This is a genomic window from Enterococcus sp. AZ194 (genome assembly GCF_051713825.1).
GTDB lineage: Bacteria > Bacillota > Bacilli > Lactobacillales > Enterococcaceae > Enterococcus_K.
This window is the reverse complement of record NZ_JBIOQR010000001.1, coordinates 408885-430859: the sequence shown is the minus strand read 5'-3', so window position 1 is coordinate 430859 and position 21975 is coordinate 408885. Positions and strand designations below refer to the sequence as shown.

19 protein-coding genes are annotated in these 21975 nt (G+C 38.9%); 2 read left to right on the top strand and 17 right to left on the bottom strand.

The features are described 5' to 3' along the window. Nucleotides 1–46 precede the first annotated feature (46 nt). Complete coding sequence (locus tag IGI37_RS02255; RefSeq protein WP_438759776.1) at nt 47–943, bottom strand: ROK family protein; 897 nt, start codon at nt 941–943, stop codon at nt 47–49. 163 nt (nt 944–1106) lie between these two features. On the opposite strand from IGI37_RS02255, the gene IGI37_RS02250 reads away from it, so the two are divergent. Then, nucleotides 1107–1820: a GntR family transcriptional regulator gene (locus IGI37_RS02250; RefSeq protein WP_438759775.1), complete on the top strand. Its 714-nt coding sequence runs from the start codon at nt 1107–1109 to the stop codon at nt 1818–1820. Between the two features lie 162 nt (nt 1821–1982). Here IGI37_RS02250 and tnpA read toward each other — a convergent pair whose 3' ends face one another. The 8 genes from tnpA to IGI37_RS02210 all read right to left on the bottom strand — a co-directional run bounded on the left by tnpA (nt 1983) and on the right by IGI37_RS02210 (nt 9870). After that, complete coding sequence (gene tnpA / locus IGI37_RS02245) at nt 1983–2459, bottom strand: IS200/IS605 family transposase (RefSeq protein ID WP_438759774.1); 477 nt, start codon at nt 2457–2459, stop codon at nt 1983–1985. Between the two features lie 200 nt (nt 2460–2659). Next, complete coding sequence (locus tag IGI37_RS02240) at nt 2660–3577, bottom strand: triphosphoribosyl-dephospho-CoA synthase MdcB (protein WP_438759773.1); 918 nt, start codon at nt 3575–3577, stop codon at nt 2660–2662. Between the two features lie 20 nt (nt 3578–3597). Then, complete coding sequence (locus IGI37_RS02235; protein WP_438763564.1) at nt 3598–4710, bottom strand: acyltransferase family protein; 1113 nt, start codon at nt 4708–4710, stop codon at nt 3598–3600. Nucleotides 4711–4736: 26 nt separating this feature from the next. Next, complete coding sequence (locus tag IGI37_RS02230) at nt 4737–5318, bottom strand: malonate decarboxylase holo-ACP synthase (protein WP_438759772.1); 582 nt, start codon at nt 5316–5318, stop codon at nt 4737–4739. 3 nt (nt 5319–5321) lie between these two features. Beyond that, nucleotides 5322–7004 carry a biotin-independent malonate decarboxylase subunit beta gene (gene mdcD, locus IGI37_RS02225; protein WP_438759771.1) on the bottom strand — a complete coding sequence of 561 codons (1683 nt, stop codon included), beginning with the start codon at nt 7002–7004 and terminating at the stop codon, nt 5322–5324. Beyond that, complete coding sequence (locus tag IGI37_RS02220) at nt 6994–7293, bottom strand: malonate decarboxylase subunit delta (protein ID WP_438759770.1); 300 nt, start codon at nt 7291–7293, stop codon at nt 6994–6996. The genes mdcD and IGI37_RS02220 overlap by 11 nt, the downstream gene beginning before the upstream one ends. A 16-nt stretch (nt 7294–7309) precedes the next feature. Next, nucleotides 7310–8956: a malonate decarboxylase subunit alpha gene (gene mdcA / locus IGI37_RS02215; protein WP_438759769.1), complete on the bottom strand. Its 1647-nt coding sequence runs from the start codon at nt 8954–8956 to the stop codon at nt 7310–7312. A gap of 8 nt (nt 8957–8964) precedes the next feature. Beyond that, nucleotides 8965–9870, bottom strand: coding sequence for an acyltransferase domain-containing protein (locus tag IGI37_RS02210; protein WP_438759768.1), 906 nt, complete (start codon nt 9868–9870; stop codon nt 8965–8967). A gap of 120 nt (nt 9871–9990) precedes the next feature. Here IGI37_RS02210 and IGI37_RS02205 point away from each other — a divergent pair, with 120 nt between their 5' ends. After that, on the top strand, nt 9991–10866 hold the full coding sequence (locus tag IGI37_RS02205) for a LysR family transcriptional regulator (RefSeq protein ID WP_438759767.1): 876 nt from the start codon (nt 9991–9993) through the stop codon (nt 10864–10866). 102 nt (nt 10867–10968) lie between these two features. Here the strand turns inward: IGI37_RS02205 and IGI37_RS02200 are convergent, their stop codons facing one another. The 8 genes from IGI37_RS02200 to pgmB all read right to left on the bottom strand — a co-directional run bounded on the left by IGI37_RS02200 (nt 10969) and on the right by pgmB (nt 21972). Then, nucleotides 10969–12060, bottom strand: a complete 1092-nt coding sequence (locus tag IGI37_RS02200) for a M42 family metallopeptidase (RefSeq protein ID WP_438759766.1) — start codon at nt 12058–12060, stop codon at nt 10969–10971. Between the two features lie 347 nt (nt 12061–12407). Then, on the bottom strand, nt 12408–13424 hold the full coding sequence (gene ruvB / locus IGI37_RS02195; protein ID WP_438759765.1) for a Holliday junction branch migration DNA helicase RuvB: 1017 nt from the start codon (nt 13422–13424) through the stop codon (nt 12408–12410). A 12-nt stretch (nt 13425–13436) separates the two neighbouring features. After that, a complete protein-coding gene (gene ruvA, locus IGI37_RS02190; RefSeq protein WP_438759764.1) occupies nt 13437–14033 on the bottom strand; it encodes a Holliday junction branch migration protein RuvA in 597 nt (198 codons plus the stop codon). 111 nt (nt 14034–14144) lie between these two features. Next, nucleotides 14145–14579, bottom strand: a complete 435-nt coding sequence (gene msrB / locus IGI37_RS02185) for a peptide-methionine (R)-S-oxide reductase MsrB (RefSeq protein ID WP_438759763.1) — start codon at nt 14577–14579, stop codon at nt 14145–14147. Nucleotides 14580–17837: 3258 nt separating this feature from the next. Beyond that, nucleotides 17838–18743 carry an L-lactate dehydrogenase gene (locus IGI37_RS02180; RefSeq protein ID WP_438759762.1) on the bottom strand — a complete coding sequence of 302 codons (906 nt, stop codon included), beginning with the start codon at nt 18741–18743 and terminating at the stop codon, nt 17838–17840. Nucleotides 18744–19641: 898 nt separating this feature from the next. Next, nucleotides 19642–20394 carry an AsnC family protein gene (locus tag IGI37_RS02175; protein ID WP_438759761.1) on the bottom strand — a complete coding sequence of 251 codons (753 nt, stop codon included), beginning with the start codon at nt 20392–20394 and terminating at the stop codon, nt 19642–19644. Between the two features lie 34 nt (nt 20395–20428). Further along, on the bottom strand, nt 20429–21142 hold the full coding sequence (gene treR / locus IGI37_RS02170) for a trehalose operon repressor (RefSeq protein WP_438759760.1): 714 nt from the start codon (nt 21140–21142) through the stop codon (nt 20429–20431). Nucleotides 21143–21318: 176 nt separating this feature from the next. Further along, a complete protein-coding gene (gene pgmB / locus IGI37_RS02165; RefSeq protein WP_438759759.1) occupies nt 21319–21972 on the bottom strand; it encodes a beta-phosphoglucomutase in 654 nt (217 codons plus the stop codon). Between the last annotated feature and the right edge of the window lie 3 nt (nt 21973–21975).

Genomic DNA, 21975 nt, shown 5'->3' with positions numbered 1-21975 from the left:
ATGTTCACTCTCCAATTTTTTATTCTACTTATTCTCGTTTATCTACTTATACTTGTCCTAATCCCTCAAGTGTTCGAAGGGTTGTATCTGAAGAAGCGCGGATGACCACCTGACTCAACTCAAGCACTTCCGACAAAACTTCCCTAATGCCTTGAGAAAAATAAGCAAAACCTTTACTTACCTGTCCGCCAAATACGATTTCTGACGGCTTCATTTCAGTGACATAAGGTCTAATTGCTAAACCAATCAATCGACCAAATACATGAAAAGCTTCTTGGGCCGCGAGCTGACCTTCTTCAGCTGCTAAAAATAACTCTTTACCCGTCTGATTTTTTAAGCCAAATGCTGTAGCAATCGTCACTAAGCCTTTTTCACAAAGATATTCATCAATCAGCCCTTCAAAAAAAGGCACATCATAAATCATGCCTGACACAGGGATCCCATACTCACCTTTAACCGGTTGCCCCTGTTCGATAAAGGTTGAACCCAACCCTGTTCCCAGAGTAAAATAAGCGCCTTTTGTGACTTTGGATAAACGATTTTCACCTACTGCAAAGGCCTGTGCATCATTTATAAAAAAGAGGTTGGTTTCCTTAAACGACGCCCCATCGTTTTCTATTAATTTCTCCAAAAGGGCCTCCTTTAAATTCACCTCATACAGATGCTCAAATTTCCTTAATCCCTGTATAAGGCTAATGCCTCTTTCGTAATCAAACGGACCAGGGAAAGCTAGACCAATTTGCTTGACCGATCCTTTTATAGCAGCCTTACCTAGCAAATCTAAAATAATTGAAACAAAATTTTCAAGCAGCTCATTCTTGTTTCCTTGAGACTTCGACTCATAATAATAGACGTCTGAGTGCTCATTTTGACTGCCCTCATAAAAAACCGCCCCTTTTGTGTAGGTTCCCCCTACATCAAGACCCATTGAAATCATCGTCATTTATATTTAGATCTCCTTTCAACTACGATACATTGTTTAATTGTTATGACAATAGTATAATATGCTTAAATAAGACATACAACGCTATTCTTTGTATAAAATAAACCTTGTAACAGCGCCTTTAGCAATCAATGTTATAACAATAGATTGGAGGAATTCAAAAATGGATCAATCAACTATCCCCTTATATCTAAAAGTGGCAGAAGAAATGCGGAAAAATATTCGCACAGAGAAATGGCGTGAAGGGGAAAAAATCCCAACTGAATATGAGTTATGTGAAATTTATCATGTCAGTAGAATTACCGTACGAAAAGCCTTAGAAGAATTGGTTCGCGATAATCTTCTCGAAAAAAAGAAACCAAAAGGAACCTTTGTCAAACGGCTTCAATTGGAACCCTCCAATACCTATACAAGGGTCAAAGGTTTTACGATGGAGATGAAAGAATTCGGCTTAGATGTTAATACAATCCATGTCAGTCTCACAACAGGGCACGCTGATCAGCTAATTGCCAAGTATTTGAACATCTCTCCTGGCGAAAAAATCATTATTCTTAAACGATTACGTGGCGTCGACAAAAACGGCTTTGCCTATTTTAAAACGTATTTCAAATTCGAAGAGTTCTTCTCATTAAATGTCAAAGACTACTATGGTTCTTTCTATCAGTACTTGCGCTCCCTAAATATTTTTATAAAAGATGACAAAGAAATTGTAGAAGCCACCTTACCAAATAAAGAAATCCAAAAATGGCTAAAAATATCCCCCCCTTCCCCAATTTTAAAAAGGAAACGATTTACGTCTAATGAAGCAAAAACCTTTTTTGAGTACACAGAATGCTGCTACATCGGCAAACAATACCAATATTACATTGATTTTTAAGCCATGAGATGGAATACGTGAAACACCAATCAAAACCTCCAGTGTGAACTGGAGGTTTGCTCTGCGGCTGAAAGCCTCTTTTGCCAGCCTTAGCCTCAAAGGCTTACTGAAAAAGTTTCCCGCTTGCACCACATTTACTCACTACTCCTTAAAGGAGCTTAATCATTTCTTTTCACGATTATTTTTCCCTGTAAACGGATCATATTCTTCAAATAATGTTAGTTGATCTGCTACATGATCTTCTCGCAAGTGATTTTGACTATATTCTGCTATTTGTTTTTTGTTTCTTCCTACCGTATCCACATAATATCCTCGACACCAGAATTTTCGGTTACCGTATCTATACTTTAAATTTGCATGCCTATCAAATATCATCAAACTACTCTTTCCTTTTAAATAACCCATGAATTGTGACACACTTAGTTTTGGTGGTATACTCACTAACATATGTATATGATCTTTGCATGCGTTTGCTTCTAATATCTCCACTCCTTTTCGTTCACACAATTCTCGGATAATTTCTCCGATACTTGTTCTATATTTTCCATAGATGATTTGTCTCCTATATTTTGGAGCAAATACAATATGATACTTACATTTCCATACAGTGTGTGATAAACTTTCTTTGTCCTTTTTCATTAAGGGTTCCTCCTAAATTTGTTTTTGTAGTGGTCGGGAAACCAACTACAATTTAACAGTTTAGGAGGCTTTTTTTCTACCCCGCTGGAAGCTTTCCGGAACCACCTGCATAGCAGGTGGTTTTCATAGCAATATAAAAAGAGGAAGCAGACTTTTTCAAGTCAACTTCCTCTTTTTAATCTTTTAGCGAATCATATTAACTACGCTCTTTCACTGCTGACGAACTCTTTTATTTTCTCGTGAGCGGTCTTTACGCTAAGTCGCAAACCATTTTGGTTCATTATTTCCTGTACATATAAACTTGCAGCAAGCAAATCTGCACTACCACCAGGAGAAATTTGTTTTTCTTCACAGTACTCAATCAGCTGAATAAATGCTTGATTTGGAAGCCTAGTTTGATTCGCTTCATTAGCTAATTGCTGAACCTTTGTTAAGGTTTCTGGGTTACTGCGATACAAAATGCAGGTATCTTCTAATGAACCAATAATAGCTAAGAGCATGTGTAAGTTGCGAATTTGTTTCGCTTCATTCAAATGGACTTGGTCTTCTTTTAGTGCAAGCTGAACATGCGGATAACCAGCCAAGGCTTCCCCGTATGCACCTGATACGCCAAATTGTTTTTGGACTGTTTGACCATGTGTCGTTTTCTTATCATTACTCGTTTCATCTGTTTGATAGGCTTTATCAGGAAAAGCCGCAAGGAGGGCTACTTCATCAAACAAAGTCTCTGGGCAAATGAACCCTTGCTGACTGAGTTGACTTGCTGACACACTAATCAATAAACCTAATGACCAAATGGCACCTTTATGTGTATTTACTTGATTCGTTGCTTGATACATCGCTTGTTCCGCTTCCCGACCGATACGCGCAATAGCCTCTCTAAGTGGTTGACTGACAGGTATCGTCCAAGCGACTTGCGCCATCTCATAGAAAAAGGGAGTGAGAGTACGCGCCGATTTGATGAAAAGAGTATAATTCATATCTTCATGTGAGCCATTATTTTTTCGGTCAACTAAGCCCGGTTTAGGCGTTAAACTGACTTCTTCAATTAGAGATGTTTCAACACTCTTGGCTAGCTCCCAACAAATTGACTGACTTTTTTCAACCACTCGACTCATACTCAGCACTCCTTCTTAATTTATTTTTTAGCTAATTCGATTTTTGTGTGTGGCGTAGCTAGACCTTTCACTGATGACCAAAGAATATGAAGAATAAAGGAAAGGAAAAACGCACAAGTTGCCGTCATTAAGTATGCGACAATAATCATAATCCCTGACGGTAATTTTAACCATGTATCTTTAAAAACTAACAATAACGTTTGAAAAACAAAGACATTTCCTAAGTAAGTTCGATAAGCATAGGTTGATAACCATTTGAATGCAGGTAAACAGAACGAATTTTTTAGGATCATTTTAGAAGCAAACAAGAAAACTGAAAGAACGATTAGTAGACTATACAAGCTTTGAATAGTATTTAAGTACGGAGCATTTCCAAAACTAACATCACCAGGTGCTGCTAGTAGTGAGGAAATCGCCAACATTGTAATCACTAAGCCAATTGGAATTAAAGCAAAACGAATCTTGTTTAAAACGTTATACAGCACTTCGTGATATCGAAACGCAGCCGCACCGTAGATACCATAGAGGACGAAGCTAACCACTAGACGATCAAGTAAATACCAATCTTCCTTGTGAACGCCCGCAAAAACTTGATTTTGATAGAATAGATACCAAAGTACGTACAGAACAGTTGCTAAAAATAAGACAGGCAAAACACGCTTTTTGTCATTAAAGACCTTGTAACCTAGCCAAATGAAGAAAGGCATCAATAATTGAATTTGTAACATCATGACTGTATACCATAAATGAGGACCACCATCACCTGTGACATATTTCAAAAGAAAAGAGCCTGCATCCGTGTAAGGCGCCTTTTGTTGTACCGCAGGAAAGACGAATAGGTAAGCCGTCGTCCATAGAAGATAAGGCACCACGAGTTCAAAAAACTTCTCTTTTAAAAATTCGACATACGTTAAATGCTGACTTGTTTTCACCATATTATAAACAATTGCAAAAATAAACATTGGCGCTGTATACTTCATCACCACATAGAAAGCCCCGATAAAAGCCGCGGTCGTTTCATTATGCGTATTACCCAAAGCAAAGGTCAGAATTGTTTGCATCATTACCGCTGTTACCGCAAAGACCTTTTGAAAGTCACTCACATTAATTTTAATTTTCTTATTTTCGAACATGTCATCTTCTCGCTTTTCTATATTTTTTACCATAATTCATCCGTTAATCGCGGACCATGAATGGTTTTTAGCAGGAGTTTCTTTTCAGGATTCCTAAGATACTCTTTTAGAGCAAACCCGCCCTTTTTGGTGAGCACTTGTGTATCGACTTGTTGAAAGTAGTCAGGATTCTGCTGAAGAGCTTTTGGCAAATCAGCAGGCTCCGTAACATAAATGAGTAAATCAAAGTCACTCGTTTTCTTGACAGTTGGAAAGTCAGTTGCTAGCTCAAAGCCTAGGCTGCCACCGACGCCCCATTTCGTTTCTTTTAATAGTTCTTTTGCTTGGTTAAACGCTTGATACACAGGATATTGAGCAATTTCTTCTTTGCGAAAACTCTCTTTTTCAATTAATTGCCACGGATGAATCACTGCAGTGACTGCTTCTGTTGGTAACTCAAAAGCAAAACGTTGATTGCGCTCGTGGCCTCTGAGACCTACAGGAATCTGCCCTTCGCCAGCCACTCCACGGCGAACCGTTGCATATAAAGGGGCCGTTTCTTCAAACCACTCTGGCCATTCAATCAAGAGATTTTTTTTATGAAATTGCACAATATCATGAGCCTTCATTTTTTAACCATTCCATTCTTCATTCATTTTGGCAAAGACTTTATTTGTTTCAACTCGGCCACCATTTATCGCAATTTCACTTGTGTAACGATTGGTTAACATCGTATCGTCTTTGTCTCGGACATCTTTAATCGCTGCATTCACGGCCGAAATCACTTGGCTGACACTCTCTTCTGTCGTTTCTTGACTGACCACATTTTCCAAAAATTCGTAAACTGCACCTAATTTATTGAAGCTCTTCACGTCATAAGCAATTGCAGGTACTTTTTCTGCAGCCGCTTCGATTTCTTCAATGGTTCGGTTGGTGACACGTCCAGCACTTTCTTTAGACATCGCTTGAACACTAATTGCTTGGCTGTTTAACGCAATCAAACGAGAAGATTGTAAGCCGTGTGCTAAGAAAGCTCCAGAAATCGCATTTCCGACAATCACGCCAATCACAGGATGTCCTGCTTGGCGCAATTTCGCATATCCAGCAGCACTATTGGCTAATGCCACATGAATACCAATCAATTCTTCATTGTAACCATATGCTTGGCTAGGCACATCAATAACGACTACAATTGGGCGTTTCACGTCTTTGTCTTTATCCGCTTCATAGATAGCTTCCAAAATTTGGCCCATTCGGAAGCCTTCAACTAACCCAACTTCGCCATTTCGTACACGATACATTGGGTTTTGGCTATCAGGAACAATACTCGTTACGACCGTCTCTTCAGCAAACTTATTAGAAGAACCATAGTAGACCGTTCCAACAGAAGAAACTGGCTGTTTGTATTCAGATAACGCTTGAAACCACTGGTACCCAACGCTATCATTGACGACTTCAGTAGACTCAGTAATCTCAGGAAGAGCCACAGTCGTTTCTTTGTGATTTGCTAACGCTTCATTGTAGTCATTAATGCTCATTGGTTTGGTTAAGTCTAATTTAGCCAATAATGATAAATAAAATTCCGCACTTTGACTACGTTTTGTATCTTTTCTTTCTGCCATCGCCGCACAAACAGCTTCACGAATCGCTTCCACAGAATCCGTCACAATTTCATCAATAATTTGGGCATTCAACCGTTGACGAGAACCAATCGTATTCCAAATTAAATCCTTATCACTCGAGTCAAATTCACGAACGCCAGCCTCTTGTTCAATAACTTCTGGGCCATTCAACCCAACTCTCGCCTTTTTCGTTGAAATTAAATAACTCATTAACGCAGAAGTAATCGACATCCCACCAAAGGAACCGACACGTCCAGGAACCACGCCAATCACTGGTACGTATTTTTTTAAAGCAACAATCAAGTTTCCAATCTCAGAAATTGAAAGAAGTCCGTAGTTCGCTTCTTGTAAACGAACACCCCCTGTATCAAGAATCAGAATAGGCATGATTTCATTGCCCGCTTTATTTTCTTCTAAAACATGCGTTAAAGCAGCAATGATTTTGGCCCCAGATACTTCACCAATCCCACCACCTTGGAATTTTCCTTCTGTTGCAATCACAACAACCTTCTTTTTATCGATGGTTCCGCGACAAACGATAATCCCGTCATCGCTTTCTGGAACAATTCCTTGAGCCACTAAGTTGGGCGCAATCATCTGGTCAAATGGATCAATCAATTCTCGTCCGCTTTTATCATCTAATAAGGCATAGACACGTTCTCTTGCTTGTAGTTCAACAAAACTATTTTTCATCTGAAATTTCCTCCATTGCTTGCGTCAATCGTAAATAAACAACTCCAGGTGTTGCACCAAAATCATTGATTACAATATCTGACAAAATAGGATAACGATCAAAAAATCGTGTTAAGACATTTTTCCACACTTCATCAAACCCATCGCTACCTGTGCATACTTGCACAGTTGCTTCAGAATTGGTGGTTGGGAACATCAAAATTTCTAAGTCCCCTGAGCCAACTACGCCCACATGGATTTTTTCTTTAATTGGTTGCGTCGCTTTATAGGTATATGATAATTGTTCCATCTTCTCTATCTCCTTTTTATGACCAAGTCCTAAATTTCATTGGGGGTTCATACAAACCATCTGACCATTCAATCAAATCATCAATCGTTTGTGCCGCTAATAAAGAACGTTTTGCTTCGCTTCTTTTGATGCCTAAGTCTTCTGGCAATTTCACAATACCAGCTTTGCGTAATTCATCTAAAGACTCTTTGGTGCTTGTCATGCCAAGTGGTGTCACACCGCCAATTGCCGCAATTGCCGCTTGTTTTTCTTCTTTTGATTTTGCTTTAAATAAATAAGCAATTCCTTCCTCTGTTACGATATGCGTTGTATCTTCGCTATAAATCATGATTGGTGCATTCGCAAGTCCTGCTTGCTTTTGAACCTCAACAGCATCAAGTGTTTCAACAAAGACCGGCTTATTATTGGAATTATACGTTTCAACCATTTGAACGACTAATTTTTGGCCTTTGCCTAATGGATTATTTTCATCTCTTAATGATTGCCAAGCTGGCGTTGAGTGACGTCTTCCGCCAGGGTTATGTCCCATATTTGGTGCACCACCGAATCCAGACAACCGACCTTTTGTTACGGTTGAAGAGTTTCCTTGATAATCCAATTGTAAAGTCGAACCAATAAACATATCTGCTGCATATTGCCCCGCTGTTTGAGAGAGTGCACGGTTGCTACGCATCGTGCCATCTTTTCCGACAAAAAATACATCCGGACGAGCGGCAATATATTTTTCCATCCCCACTTCGCCACCAAAGCTATGAATACTTTCAACCCAACCAGATTCAATTGCTGGAATCATTGTTGGATGAGGATTTAAGACCCAATTTTTAGCAACTTTCCCTTTGATTCCTAAGGTTTCTCCATAAGTTGGAAGAAGCAATTCGATTGCTGCTGTGTTAAAGCCAATCCCGTGATTCAATGATTGCACTTCATGCTCTGCATAAATTCCTTTTAAAGCCATCATCGCCATCAAAATTTGTAGCTCAGTAATATTTTGTGGGTCTCGAGTAAATAATGCCTCTAATTGATAAGGTTTGTCAGCTGGAACAATCACGTCAATCCAGTCACCAGGAATATCTACACGTGGCAATTTATCAACAACTTCGTTTACTTGAACAATCACTATTCCATCTTTAAAGGCTGCTGCTTCAACAATAGTTGGCGTTTCTTCTGTGTTATAACCTGTATAAAGATTCCCTTCTTTATCTGCTTTATCTGCTGCTACCAAGACCACATTAGGGATTAAATCAACAAACAAACGACCATATAATTCCAAATACGTATGGATGTCCCCTAACTTCATGGTGCCATCTTCAATCATTTGAGCTACTCGGACACTTTGCGCACCGGCATAAGAGAAATCAATTTTGTTGGCAATTCCTTTTTCAAAGATAGTTAGATGCTCTGGACGAGAAATACTCGACATAATAATATGCAAATGATTGACTTTGTTTGCGTCAACCTTTTCTAAGCTTTCTGATAAAAAGCTCGCTTGTTTTTGATTGTCCCCTTCTAAAACAACTTTATCAAAAGGTGCAATCACTCGTTCTAATACATCCACAATTGACTCTGTCTGAATGTATTTACCATCCATCAGTTCACTGATTTTAGCCATCGTATTCGCTTTTTTCTCACGCTTTGAGGCCCAGTTTCTTTTTTCTTTTTCCATTATCCAATTCATCTCCATTTTTCATATAGAAATACTGTATCTTCAATGCCATGTTGCTCAAGATTAAGGGTGCGAATTGCTTCCCCGAATTTTGCTTGATAGAGTTTTGTTAACGTGTTACCTGGTGGACATTCGATGCTCATCGTCATTCCTAGCTCTTTTGTAACATCCATGATTTTATTCCATTGAACAGGATGTGCAATGTTTGTCAGTAAATCTTGGCGAATCTCCGCAGTATCTGTCGTAGGACGCCCATCTATATTTTTCATATAAGTGCAGACAGGAGGTGCGAGCTGAGCATTTTCTACAAACGGTGTAAAAGCTTTGACCGTCTCTTCCATCAATAGACAATGGGAAGGAACCGCAACCCTTAGAAGTTTAGCTGTTTGCGCTTGATATTGTTTCGCAGCCTCCAAAGTCCGTTTCATCCCTTCTATGCTCCCTGAAATCGTCTGTTGCATCGGACAATTTTCATTAGAAACATACACGGGGTGTTTTTCATCAAACGTCTTCTCAACTAATTCCGTGACCTCGGTTCTTGTCAGACCCACAATCACGCCCATTCCAAAGCCTGTTGGATAAGCCATCTTCATAAGAGACGCGCGATGATATACCAGTGCGAGCATCTCCGTAAAACTTAAAGATTCACACGCATATGCCGCGGCAAACGCACCGATTGAATGTCCCGCCACAAGCTCAGGATAAATTTTTCTTTTTTTCAGTTCATCCGTATAAAAAGCAGCTTTGACGATAAGTGCCAATTGAGTAAAAATAGTATCTTCATAACACCCATCTTTTTCTTCCAACAGGATATCCGTCACCCTTTGACAGTCCTCGATATACTCTTCTGGAACATCTGTAAGCATGCCCATTTTTTGTCCACCTTGTCCTGGAAACAAAAAGCCACTACTCATAAGTGCACCTCCTTTCATTTAAGAACTTCTACAACTATCTTAACCAATCTCTGCTATAATGATAAATATCGATATAGTCAGAAACTATAACCAAAAAGATATGAGTGGAGGAAATGATTGATGAATTACTTGCATCTACGCTATTTTAAGAAGATTGTTGAGACAAAAAATATTACTCAAGCAGCCAGAGAATTATATACTTCTCAGCCCGCTCTCAGTCGGGCAATGAAAAACTTAGAAAAAAGCTTAGATGTGCCACTATTCTCTCATCAAGGCCGAAATATTGAATTAACACCCTATGCAGAAAACTTTTATCCTTATGTTGTCAAAAGTCTTCAAGCACTTGACGACGGACTAGAAGTGCTACATTCATTGAATAATCAAACCATTTCGTCCATTGAACTTCATTTAGACGTCGCCTCTATCTCGATTCCTAGTCTTGTTCGAACATTTTGGGAAAAGCATCCGGACATTCAGTTATCCATCATGCAACACGACGCTCTACCAGACTATACACAGCCAAATGTTCTGTCGATCACCTCAGAAGAAAAAAAAGGTCTTATTAATATTCCAATTTTGACCGAGCCGGTGTATATCGCACTTCCAAAAAACCATCCATTAGCAATAAAAGAGAAAATCTATTTATCGGATATCTTACATGTACCAATCACTATGCTCTCTAAAAAAAACGCCTTTCGAAAAACGATTGATTCCGCAGCCAAGGTTAAAGATATTGAGCTTACGATTGGTTCAACAATGGATGACCCTGCTACCTTACGCTCTGTATTAAGACAAGGTTTAGGTATTAGCTTTTTTCCAAAAATCTCTTGGTCTTACGAAAAAAAGGATCCCTTCTTCATTCGTCCGATTGAAGATTTCCCCATCGAGCGCACGGTCTATCTCTCATCAAACTTGACGGAAGACAATCCTCTTGCAAAAACTATCGCCACTACACTAAAAGAGTTCTTCCTCACGCGGTATTGTAAAGCAGAATAAAAAACGAGACAAACAACAAGAGTTCGTACTTCTAGTTGTTTGTCTCATTTTTATCTTCTAATTGACCGCTACTTTTCCTATTTTTATTCTTGCAAATAAAAATTAAAGAAACGATAAATCAATTGACTCATTATCTTTTACAATCGCTTCTATGATTTGGTAGACAGCTGTTGCATCGTTTAAGCTGACCAATTCAACTGGTGAATGAGAATATCTTCTAGGCACCGCCAATGTTCCGGCAGGTAACCCACCATTTGCATGGCTTAACGCTGCACCATCTGTCGTATAACCTCCGCTGACAATCGCGACTTTTTGTAGAGAAATCGACAAATTTCCTGCTTTTTCTTCAATCACTCGTCTCACCGCTGGATGGATGAAGCTAAAGAAACGATTGCCCACACCATCAGCTATAGGCAAGCCCGGCCCTTGGTTTAAACGAATAGGTAACTCCACTTCGGTATCAACTTCTGGTGTATCTCCACAAGGAATGGTGTCTAAAGCAATCGCATAATCAGCAGGTACGCGGAAAACAGCCGTTTCTGCGCCATACAAACCAACTTCTTCTTGAACAGTAAAGACGCCATATAAAGTTCCGACAAAGTCTTCTTTGTTTAGATTGCGAAACAACTCAACTAAAATGGAACAACAAATGCGATCGTCCACTGCTTTGGTCGCTATATAATCAGAATTGTGCATCTCCATGAAATCGCTCGTCCAAATAATCGAGTCCCCTATACAAATGCCTGACTCTTCAACCTCAACACGAGAAAACATCGCCACATCCACATAACACTCTGATGCTGATTTCACCCGTGTGGCTTCTTCAGGCGACTGCAAGTGACCCGGCTTATTCCCAATCACACCAGGAATCTGATTCTTACCAATTAAGACTTTTCTTCCTGGCAACAAATTATCTGGCACCCCACCAATTTTTTCAAAAAGAATAAACCCATTTGGCAAAATATTTTTAACAATCAGGCCAATCTCATCTGTATGGGCCGCTAATAGTAAATTGGGGCCCTTTTCTTTTCCTTGTTTAACAGCCACAATATTCCCTTTTAGATCCACACTGATTTCATCTACATACGGTTTCAATAATGTTAGAATATGCCGAATAACCGGTTGTTCTTGCCCTGATCCACCATGAATCTGTGTTAACTCTTGTAGTAACTGTCGTAGATTCTCTTTAATCATCTATCTCGTCCTCCCCCATTTTCAAGTGTTCACTTTTCAGTATAACAGTCAATTTCTGATAAATTAAATACCTCATTTATCAAAACTGATAACAAAAAGGTTATAAATAAAAAAGAGATTGAGACCGAAGACCTTCAACTCTTAAGGTGTTTCACCTTTAGAGATTGATGGGCAGAGTGAAGACCTTCAACGCTAGCATGTCCCATGCGTAGAAGTTGTTGAGAGCGGAACAAGGTGCAGATGGAATTGCTTCTATCCCCACTGTTTATTCGGATAAAAAGAAGCTAGGACCTAACTTTTATCAGTTAGGTCCTAGACTCTTAATGAAATTCAATTAAAAAAACAACCTATTCCCCTTTATCAACATAAGGATAATTAAAATGTTCATAGGCAAGTGCTGTAGCGACTCGACCTCTTTGGGTTCTTTTGATAAATCCTTTTTGAATCAAGTAAGGTTCATACATGTCCTCAACGGTTTCAGTTTCTTCCCCAATATTCACGGAGAGCGTGCTTAATCCGACCGGCCCACCACCATACAATTCAATCATCGTTTTAAGTAACTTTTGATCCACATAATCAAGCCCCGCCTGATCAACTTGAAGCATGATTAAAGCTTTGTCTGCCACACTTCGATCAATCACGCCATCTGATTGAACCTGCGCAAAGTCGCGAACTCGTTTTAATAATCGATTGGCAATACGTGGGGTTCCTCTCGAACGACGAGCAATTTCAAGTGCACCCTCCTCAACAATTTCTGTTGCAAAAATATCAGAAGAACGAATCACGATTTCTTTTAAATCATGCTCTTCATAATATTCCATATGAGAAATAATTCCAAAACGATCTCTCAAAGGAGCTGAAAGCATTCCCGCTCTTGTGGTTGCTCCAATTAACGTAAACGGAGGTAATGGAAAATGAACCGGATGAGCAGTCGGTCCTTGTCCTACCATGATATCCACATAAAAATCTTCCATCGCCGAATAGAGCATTTCCTCAGCTACACGCGGCAAGCGATGAATTTCATCGATAAATAGAACATCGCCTGGCTCAAGTTCATTTAATATTGCTACTAAATCACCTGGTCGCTCGATTGCTGGACCACTAGTTGTTCGAATGTTGACTCGCATCTCGTTAGCAATCACCATCGCCATCGTGGTTTTCCCAAGTCCAGGAGGTCCGTACAGTAACACATGATCTAAGGACTCTTCACGGTTTTTAGCCGCTTCAATATAAATACTCAACTCTTGTTTTACTTTATCTTGGCCAATATACTGCGATAAGTATTGAGGACGTAATGATTTTTCTATGCTCTCCTCTTGCTCATTTGTTTCTGGCGAGACGATTCGTTCTTCTGCATCTGTCATCACGAAACCTCCTTACTTTTTCATCATGAGTTTCAAGCCTAGACGGAGATATTCATCCGTTGCCATAACGGGCTCTTCTTTAAGTAGTTTCTCCACTCGTTTGCATTCTTTTTCACTATAACCTAAAGCAGACAAGGCAGATAACGCTTCTTCTAAAGCCTGACTTTCCGTCACAGCCGGTGTAGCCTTCACTGCCACATCGCCCGCTAATTCGCCTAACTTCCCTTTCAAATCTAAAACCATCTGTTGTGCCGTTTTCTTGCCAACTCCTGGAAATTTCACCAAATAAGTAACATCTGACGTTTCAACTGCCTGAATTAATCCCTCATGATCTTCACTAGCCATAATAGCAAGAGCGCTCTTAGGACCAATTCCTGAAACACTGATTAAACGCAGAAATAACTGTTTTTCTTCCAATTGATTAAAGCCATATAAAGTATGCGCATCTTCTCGTATCACCTGATGAAGATAAATTTTCACTTCTTGATTCAGCTGAGCGCTATAACGATAAGGATTCCCCATCGCTATTTGGTAACCCATTCCATGCGCTTCGACCACTAGATAAGTCGGGCTAATAAACGTTACCTTACCAATAATATATTCGTACATGCAGTTTTCCTTTCTGGACATATGTTCGCCTTATTGTAGCACAAATTAACTCATGAAAAAAGTTCAGATAGACAATTCGCTATCTGAACCTCTGCTCATTTTATCTATTTTCTACTTCACTAAGTCCACATACGCTTCGTAACCTTCTTCAGCCATCTTTTTTAGAGGAACAAACCGTAATGCAGCTGAATTAATACAATAGCGAAGTCCCCCCTTATCTTGCGGTCCATCTGTAAACACATGTCCCAAATGAGAGTCGCCTTCTTTACTGCGAACTTCTACCCGATGCATACCATGCGTAAAATCAGCCTTCTCCTTCACGCCTCTTTTTTCAATCGGTTTTGAAAAAGACGGCCAACCACAACCAGCATCATATTTATCTGTGGAAACAAATAACGGTTCCCCACTCACAATATCTACATAGATTCCTTTTTCGTAAAAGTCATCATACTTACCAGTAAATGGGCGTTCTGTCGCATTTTCCTGAGTAACTGCGTATTCAATCGGTGACAAACTTTCCTTCAACTCTTCTTTCGACTTTTCCATGCTGAACTTCTCCCTTCTAGTCATTTGCCGTAACGCTTTTAAAAAAGTATAGCACAGGAAAAATAGATACGAGGAATTGATGCTCGCATTCATGATGACTGAAGAATGTAGAAACAGAGAAGAAAAAATCTTCGGCTCATTTTTGCGTAATAACAATTTCGCAGAACTTTCTTTACTCTTTTGCTATAGTTTCATCATACTTTTTTCACACTTGCCCGTTATAGTATATGTATACCAACAAACAACCCTAACAAAAACACTTTTTCATTTTTTAACTCCTTTGCCTGCCAGCTACCCTCTGGCAGGCTATTTTTTTGTCAGTCCCACTTTTGTAGGAACATCTAGTGGGATGATATGCGTGAGGCGATAAGGCGAACTGGAACAGTTCGCGGACCTTTAAAAATAGCCTTAGCTGTCAGTCCCACTTTTGTAGGAACATCTAGCGGGATGATATGCGCAGAGCGATAAGGTGAACTGGAACAGTTCACTGACCCTTAAAGTAGCTCTAGCTGCCAGTCCCACTTGTACAAGACCTATTAGTTGCCAGTTCTACTTATACAGACCTACTAGTAGAATGGTAAACGTAGTGCGATACTAGTGAAATGTTTCATTTCACATCCTTTAAATAGCAATAGTAGGGATGGTAGGCGTGAGGCGATAAGGTGAACTGGAACAGTTCGCGGACCTTTAAAAATAGCCTTAGCTGGCAGTCCCGCTTTTGTAGGACCATCTAGCGGGATGATATGCGCAGAACTGGAACTATTCACTGACCCTTAAAGTAGCTCTAGCTGGCAGTCATGTTTTTCTAGGAACAATCAGCTGCATGAAAATATTTCCTCAGAAAACTTATCTTAAATAAACCGAAGTGTAAGAATTTCGTAGAACTTTCTTTACTCTTTTACTACAGTTTCGTCATACTTTTTTCATACTTGCCCGTTATAGTATATGTATACCAACAAACAACCCTAACAAAAACACTTTTTCATTTTTTTAACTCCTTTGCCTGCCAGCTACCCTCTGGCAGGCTATTTTTTTGCCAGTCCCACTTGTACAGACCTATTAGTGGGATGGTAGGCGTGAGGCGATAAGGTGAACTGGAACAGTTCACTGACCTTTAAAAATAGCCTTAGCTGTCAGTCCCGCTTTTGTAGGACCATCTAGCGGGATGATATGCGCAGAGCGATAAGGTGAACTGGAACAGTTCACTGACCTTTAAAGTAGCTCTAGCTGCCAGTCCCACTTGTACAGACCTATTAGTTGCCAGTTCTACTTATACAGACCTACTAGTAGAATGGTAAGCGTAGTGCGATACTAGTGAAATGTTTCATTTCACATCCTTTAAATAGCACTAGTAGGGATGGTAGGCGTGAGGCGATAAGGTGAACTGGAACAGTTCGCGGACCTTTAAAAATAGCCTTAGCTGTCAGTCCCGCTTTTGTAGGACCATCTAGTGGGATGATATGCGCAGAGCGATAAGGTGAACTGGAACAGTTCACTGACCTTTAAAGTAGCTCTAGCTGCCAGTCCCACTTGTACAAGACCTATTAGTTGCCAGTTCTACTTATACAGACCTACTAGTAGAATGATAAGCGTAGTGCGATACTAGAGGTTGGGACAAACACCACTTTACTTGTTAGAACGAATTCAAGAAATAAATTGTAATCGCTCTCTTTTTTTGGTATTCTTAAACTATAAAATTGAGAAGGTTATTTATTTGAAGAAACTGGTTGATTTCCTTGTCTGTTTTTTACTTTTGGGTTGTTGATTGGTTTTGATGGTGTAGCTAAAGCAGACACAATTTCTGTACCTTCAGATGGAATTTCGAATTCATATATTATTAATGGGAATGAAGTTATAGAGGGAAAGACAGTTAAAGAAATTCCACGTATTCAGCCAAGAAGTGGTGGATATATTTGGAAAAAACCGTAGAAGTACAAATTATAAATATAGAAGTTGTTATTATATGTATACTCAAGATACGAGTATTCTATATTTAAATATTTTTCGTACATATCATGTTTATTATAGAAGTGTTTCATGTGATTTATATGATAAATATTCAGGTAAATTTATCAGAACGGTCAGCCAGAAAGTTACTGGAATAGAGGAACCGTACAGGTTAGTTAGACCATAAAAGGAAGTGGGTACGATGACAGAGAAAAGGCAAATATCGTTGATAAAATATCTTATTGCAATCAGTGTTTATTATTATTTGCCTAGGCCCACAATGGAGGGCTTATCGGATACTTGGAACAATATTATAAACACTAGGTCTATTTTTGTATCATTTTTCATTACAATTTTTTTATATCTATTGTTTAAGAAAAGATATAAAAATAAATATCAAAAGGTTGATTTAATCAGCGTGTTAATTTTTGGCTACAGCGTATATTTTGTAAGTACATTAGTTTTCCATTTGATTGTACCTTATCTAGTTTCTCATAATTTTTGATTATCTGAAAAGAGCAATAGACACGTTATGCTAAAATTTTATGTCAATTATATGGTATTCAAAAACCAACATGGATTTATTCCTGCAGTTTGGTTTTTGAGTATCTTTTTTTATATGATTGTTTAACAAATATCTTATAACGTCTGGAATTAGTTACCTCAAAATAACCCAAGTTATACACTAAAAGACCGCACTCTACTTCCAGTTGAAAGCCTTCAAGTTGCGTGCGGTCTTTCGCTTAATGCCCTCTTCTTATACTAAAATAGCGCATCGACTTTCGCTGGTTCTTCTAATAGCTTTTAAAAAGCTTTTGTTATGTTTTTTACCCAACCAGGCTGAAGCGATAAGGTGTCCAAAGCGAATACCCTTTTTGGTGAAACCGCTCTTGAAGTTTTGTCCCTACGTAACCAATATTCGCAAGAAGACAATAGCAAATCAATTCTGGTGCTCCTTTGGCACTACGGATAGATGATGATGCAATAACATAATTGTCTACATAGCCCGATTGTATGACACCAAAATGTCTCTTAAAGCCATACTATCACATTTTATAGCAACGACTAATTCAAATTAACAATTAGTGAAAAAATAGCTTTTGAAAATCGTTGAATTAGATAAGTTACACTTATTCTTTTCATTGAAAAAGTCGCGACTTAATAAGTAATTATCCAGTAGACATTATATAACTCAAAAAATCCACTTTAAGAAGGGGTTTCCTTGATATATTCAATTAATCTAGATGGTGACACTGGTGAAAGAGTGCCACATTTTACCGCTAGCCTTTCAACCTAATTTGACTCCTCTATTTACCTACCTTCAAACGTTTCTCGAATGACCGAAATCGACTCTTGAAGTTTTGCCTGTTCCTCATTAGTTAACTCACAAGGGCTAAGTTTTACTACACCAGTCTTTCCAATAATTGCTGGTTGACCGTAATATACGCCAGCTTTTTGATCATACGCAGAAACAGGTAAAATCGCTAGCGCATCATTAAAGATTGCTTGGATTAGTGCTGTCGTACACGTAGCAATTCCATAACTAGTATACCCTTTCCCAGAAAAAATCTTCCAGCCACCTAGTCGGGCATCCTCTTTCAGTTGCTCCAAATCTTGTTTCTCATCTAGCTTACAAAGGGATTTTCCACCCACTGTTACCGTTGACCAAGCGACAAATTGTGATTCTCCATGCTCGCCATAAACAAACCCTTCGATTGATCGACTATCTATAGCCAATTTTTTGCCAACCGCTTGTTTCATACGAGCGGTGTCTAGTAACGTGCCTGTTCCAATCACTCGATTCGGCGGAAAACCCGTTAACTTTTGCATATAAGTTGTGATAACATCGCACGGATTGGTGATAACAATGATGATGCCTTGAAAACCTGATGCCTTAATTTTTGGTGCCACTTCTTCCACCATTTTACTCGTTAAATTAAGCTCTAATAGACGACCACCTTCTCCAGCCAAAACACTAATTTTTCCTGGGCAAAAGACGATAATATCGGCGTCAGCTAAAGCCTCATAATTTTGAATCGTAATAGTCATTTTTTGAGGTAAATGGACCTGTGCATCTAATAGATCGTATTGTTCCGCAACAGCCTTCTCTTCTTTTTTATCAATGAGAACTAACTCGTCAGCTACGCCTCTTGATACCAATGAATAAGCCAAAGTACTCCCGACATTTCCTAACCCAATAATCCCAATTTTTCTCATACTGCACCTCGCATTTTTTATCTATAAGCGTACCAAAAACGACCAAGATTAGTCAACCTCTAATCCTAAAGCCATTATATTTTAATTTTCGAGATTGGGACAGAAGTGTTTAACTCCGAGAACCGGGTAGGTACTGTGCAACATCAACTCATACTTCGTTGTGTTTTACAGCACCGAGTAGGTACTGTGCAACATCAACTCATACTTCGTTGTGTTTTACAGCAATAAGAGGGAATTCACGGAAATGACAAGAAACACGAAAGACTTTCTTTCGATGTTGATTGATTCCTACATGGTGCTCTTCAAATTTTTGTGACCAGGTAGGTACTGTTCTACATCTATTTACTTTGTAAATAGATGTAGAACAGCAATTTCAGCTTATTTCCGAACCTTCAACTCTAGCATGTCTCATGCGTAGAAGTTGTTGAGAGCGGAACAACGTCCTTCAATTCTTAAGGTGTTTCACCTTTAGAGATTGATGAGATCGGAGTATGGTTTTTACGTAGTGCAGACCTTCAACTCTAGCATGTCCCATGCATAGAAGTTGTTGAGAGCGGAACAACGTCCTTCAATTCTTAAGGTGTTTCACCTTTAGAGATTGATGAGATCGGAGTATGGTTTTTACGTAGTGCAGACCTTCAACTCTAGCATGTCCCATGCATAGAAGTTGTTGAGAGCGGAACAACGTGAAGATGGAATTGCTTCGGTGCCCACCGTTTATTCGGGAAATAGGAGCATGGGCATAACTTTTTGAGTTATGTCCCATGCTCTAGATATGCTTCAACAAAATAATTGCAAGCACCAAAAAACCACCCTATTGCCATAGAGTGGACTTTCAGTGTATTTATACGTTTTCTCTATTGAGTTGGTGTGTATGTTCGACTCACTCACCATTCACTTATTTCTTAAACAATCTTGCCCACAAGCCTGCTTTTTTTTCAACTTTTTGTGGTGTTTCTACTGAACTTGGTTTGTTTTCTGCCTCAGATTTTGAGCTTGTCATTGTGTTTGACTCCGATAATTCATCAGCCGCCGTTTCACTACTGGTTCCGGTCTCTTCTGATGAGACATTCTCAATTGAGACTTTCTCTTTCTCAACAGATTTTTCTTCAGCAGTTTTAGCTGTTTCACTTACTTTACTTGACTTCTCGATTTTATCTGTTGGTGTTCCTTTTTCTTCAGCAAGTGACTCTTCAGGTTCTTCCTTTGTTGTTTCTATTGAAAGAGGTTTGTCTTGACTCGCGACTTCAACTGGGAGCTTCAACTCATTGACTTGTGTTTGTAACAACTCAATTTGTTTACTTGCTTGAAGAGTTAGCTGTTGTTGTTGATCAACTAGCTTTTGTTGGGTCTTAAGCATTTCTTGAAGTTGATGGATTTGCTCATCCTTTTTACCAATGATTTCTTTCAAATAATCAGTGTTTTCCGCTGGGTATTCATTAGGTAAATTACCCGGGGATTCACTAGGTACTTTTTCCGCAGATTCCCCACCAAATTCTGATTTAATCTTTGATACTGCTGTTTTTGTCAGATAGGTAACATTCCCCTCTTTGTAGGTAAATTCGCTAGGTAATTTCCTCACTCGATACTTTACCTTATCTTTGCTAACTCCTAATTCATCAGCAAGCTCTTTTATTGTTAAGTCAGCCATTCACTCATGTCCTCCATTACTTATCTTTATAAAATTACACTTTACGTCTACGCGCAAACTCGACAAATCTGAATTTGTCTAATTGGTGGATTGATTCCGTATATTCGAAACAACGGGTATCCTCTAAATAAACCAAACTTCGAATCACGACAACGTATTCGTTTTCCTTTAAGTTCATCAACTCTTGCACTTCTTTAGTAGCTACTTCCACCGTAATTTCCTTTTGGGCATAGGCAATTTCCAGTGCCAAATCATTCTCAAAGTAATCATAAATAGAATCTTCTGCTCGCTCTTTAGGTAGCTCAGAAACGACTGATTTTAATAAGTAGTCTTTATCTAAAATAACTATCTCACCATCGATTTTTCGCTGACGAATTAATTGCCAAACAAGTTCATCCTTCGACCAGCCCGTTAATTCACTTAACTGCTTGGGTACCACTGTCTCTTCCAAGGTATGTACAATCGTTTGACTTGGGATTCCTTGCGTTTTCTGCAATTCCTTGTAGCTCGTCAATCCAGAGATAGGAAAATCAAAACGATTCAAATCCAAAACAATTGAACCTTTTCCTTGCTTTTTTTGAATATATCCAGCATTAGTTAATAGATTTAAGGCTTTTCGAATGGTTTCTCTTGAGACACCATAAATTTTTATCAACTGATTTTCACTCGGGAGTAGAGTTTGAGGTGGGTATTCATTCGCTAAAATCTTTTTTTCAAGATCTAAAAAAATTTCATTAAACTTATTCATGACGGTCTCCTTATCTCATTTCTATTTACAAGTATAATCGTCCCTTTTTTTTAAATCAACCACAAGTCATAGAGAAGTTCGCCAAAAATGCCTGATATAACAGAAAAAACACAGGTCTAATTCTCTTAAAAGAAAACTTGACCTATGTTTCACCTCACCTATTAACTACTCATGATTCATTCGCTTTTCAATAGCTCATCCATTGATAGCTCATCTAATCGCTTCACAATCTTATTGGCACCTACCAACGCCTCTTCTGTTTGAATCCCCACTGCATACATACCAGCTGCCTTAATTGCCTCTATACCAGCTTGGGCATCTTCAAAGCCAATCGCTTCGTTTGGTTGAATCGCCAATCCTTTTGCTGCACGAAGAAAAATTTCTGGATCAGGTTTGCCTTTAGCTAAGGTATTCGGATCAACAATTACTGAAAAACATTCTTTAATTCCCAACTTCTCTAAAATGAAAGGTGCATTTTTTGATGCAGAAGCTATCGCACAAGGAATCGCTCGACTTGCCGCTTCCTTCAAAAACGTCTCTACTCCAGGTAAAATATTTTCAGGCGTCAGCTCTTGTAATAAAGTAACATAGTGCGTATTCTTTTTATCAGCTAAGGCTTCTTTTTCTTCAAGAGAATAATCAGTTTCTTTGCCACCTTGTCTAAGGATTCGTTCCAGAGATTCCATCCGGCTGATGCCCTTTAATTGCTCGTTAAACTTCAAATCAATTATAATTCCTAGCTCATCTGCTAGCTGCTTCCAAGCAATAAAATGAAAGCTCGCTGTATCAGTAATTACTCCATCTAAATCAAAAATAAAGCCTTTTTTCATTAG

Coding starts and splice junctions, on each gene's coding strand:
- IGI37_RS02240 (WP_438759773.1), bottom strand. CDS start 3,577: ATGAGTCGAGTGGTTGAAAAAAGTCAGTCAATTTGTTGGGAGCTAGCC.
- msrB (WP_438759763.1), bottom strand. CDS start 14,579: ATGGAAAAGTCGAAAGAAGAGTTGAAGGAAAGTTTGTCACCGATTGAA.
- ruvB (WP_438759765.1), bottom strand. CDS start 13,424: ATGACAGATGCAGAAGAACGAATCGTCTCGCCAGAAACAAATGAGCAA.
- IGI37_RS02250 (WP_438759775.1), top strand. CDS start 1,107: ATGGATCAATCAACTATCCCCTTATATCTAAAAGTGGCAGAAGAAATG.
- pgmB (WP_438759759.1), bottom strand. CDS start 21,972: ATGAAAAAAGGCTTTATTTTTGATTTAGATGGAGTAATTACTGATACA.
- ruvA (WP_438759764.1), bottom strand. CDS start 14,033: ATGTACGAATATATTATTGGTAAGGTAACGTTTATTAGCCCGACTTAT.
- treR (WP_438759760.1), bottom strand. CDS start 21,142: ATGAATAAGTTTAATGAAATTTTTTTAGATCTTGAAAAAAAGATTTTA.
- IGI37_RS02175 (WP_438759761.1), bottom strand. CDS start 20,394: ATGGCTGACTTAACAATAAAAGAGCTTGCTGATGAATTAGGAGTTAGC.
- IGI37_RS02180 (WP_438759762.1), bottom strand. CDS start 18,743: ATGAGAAAAATTGGGATTATTGGGTTAGGAAATGTCGGGAGTACTTTG.
- IGI37_RS02255 (WP_438759776.1), bottom strand. CDS start 943: ATGACGATGATTTCAATGGGTCTTGATGTAGGGGGAACCTACACAAAA.
- tnpA (WP_438759774.1), bottom strand. CDS start 2,459: ATGAAAAAGGACAAAGAAAGTTTATCACACACTGTATGGAAATGTAAG.
- mdcD (WP_438759771.1), bottom strand. CDS start 7,004: ATGAAAAATAGTTTTGTTGAACTACAAGCAAGAGAACGTGTCTATGCC.
- mdcA (WP_438759769.1), bottom strand. CDS start 8,956: ATGGAAAAAGAAAAAAGAAACTGGGCCTCAAAGCGTGAGAAAAAAGCG.
- IGI37_RS02205 (WP_438759767.1), top strand. CDS start 9,991: ATGAATTACTTGCATCTACGCTATTTTAAGAAGATTGTTGAGACAAAA.
- IGI37_RS02220 (WP_438759770.1), bottom strand. CDS start 7,293: ATGGAACAATTATCATATACCTATAAAGCGACGCAACCAATTAAAGAA.
- IGI37_RS02200 (WP_438759766.1), bottom strand. CDS start 12,060: ATGATTAAAGAGAATCTACGACAGTTACTACAAGAGTTAACACAGATT.
- IGI37_RS02230 (WP_438759772.1), bottom strand. CDS start 5,318: ATGAAGGCTCATGATATTGTGCAATTTCATAAAAAAAATCTCTTGATT.
- IGI37_RS02210 (WP_438759768.1), bottom strand. CDS start 9,870: ATGAGTAGTGGCTTTTTGTTTCCAGGACAAGGTGGACAAAAAATGGGC.
- IGI37_RS02235 (WP_438763564.1), bottom strand. CDS start 4,710: ATGTTCGAAAATAAGAAAATTAAAATTAATGTGAGTGACTTTCAAAAG.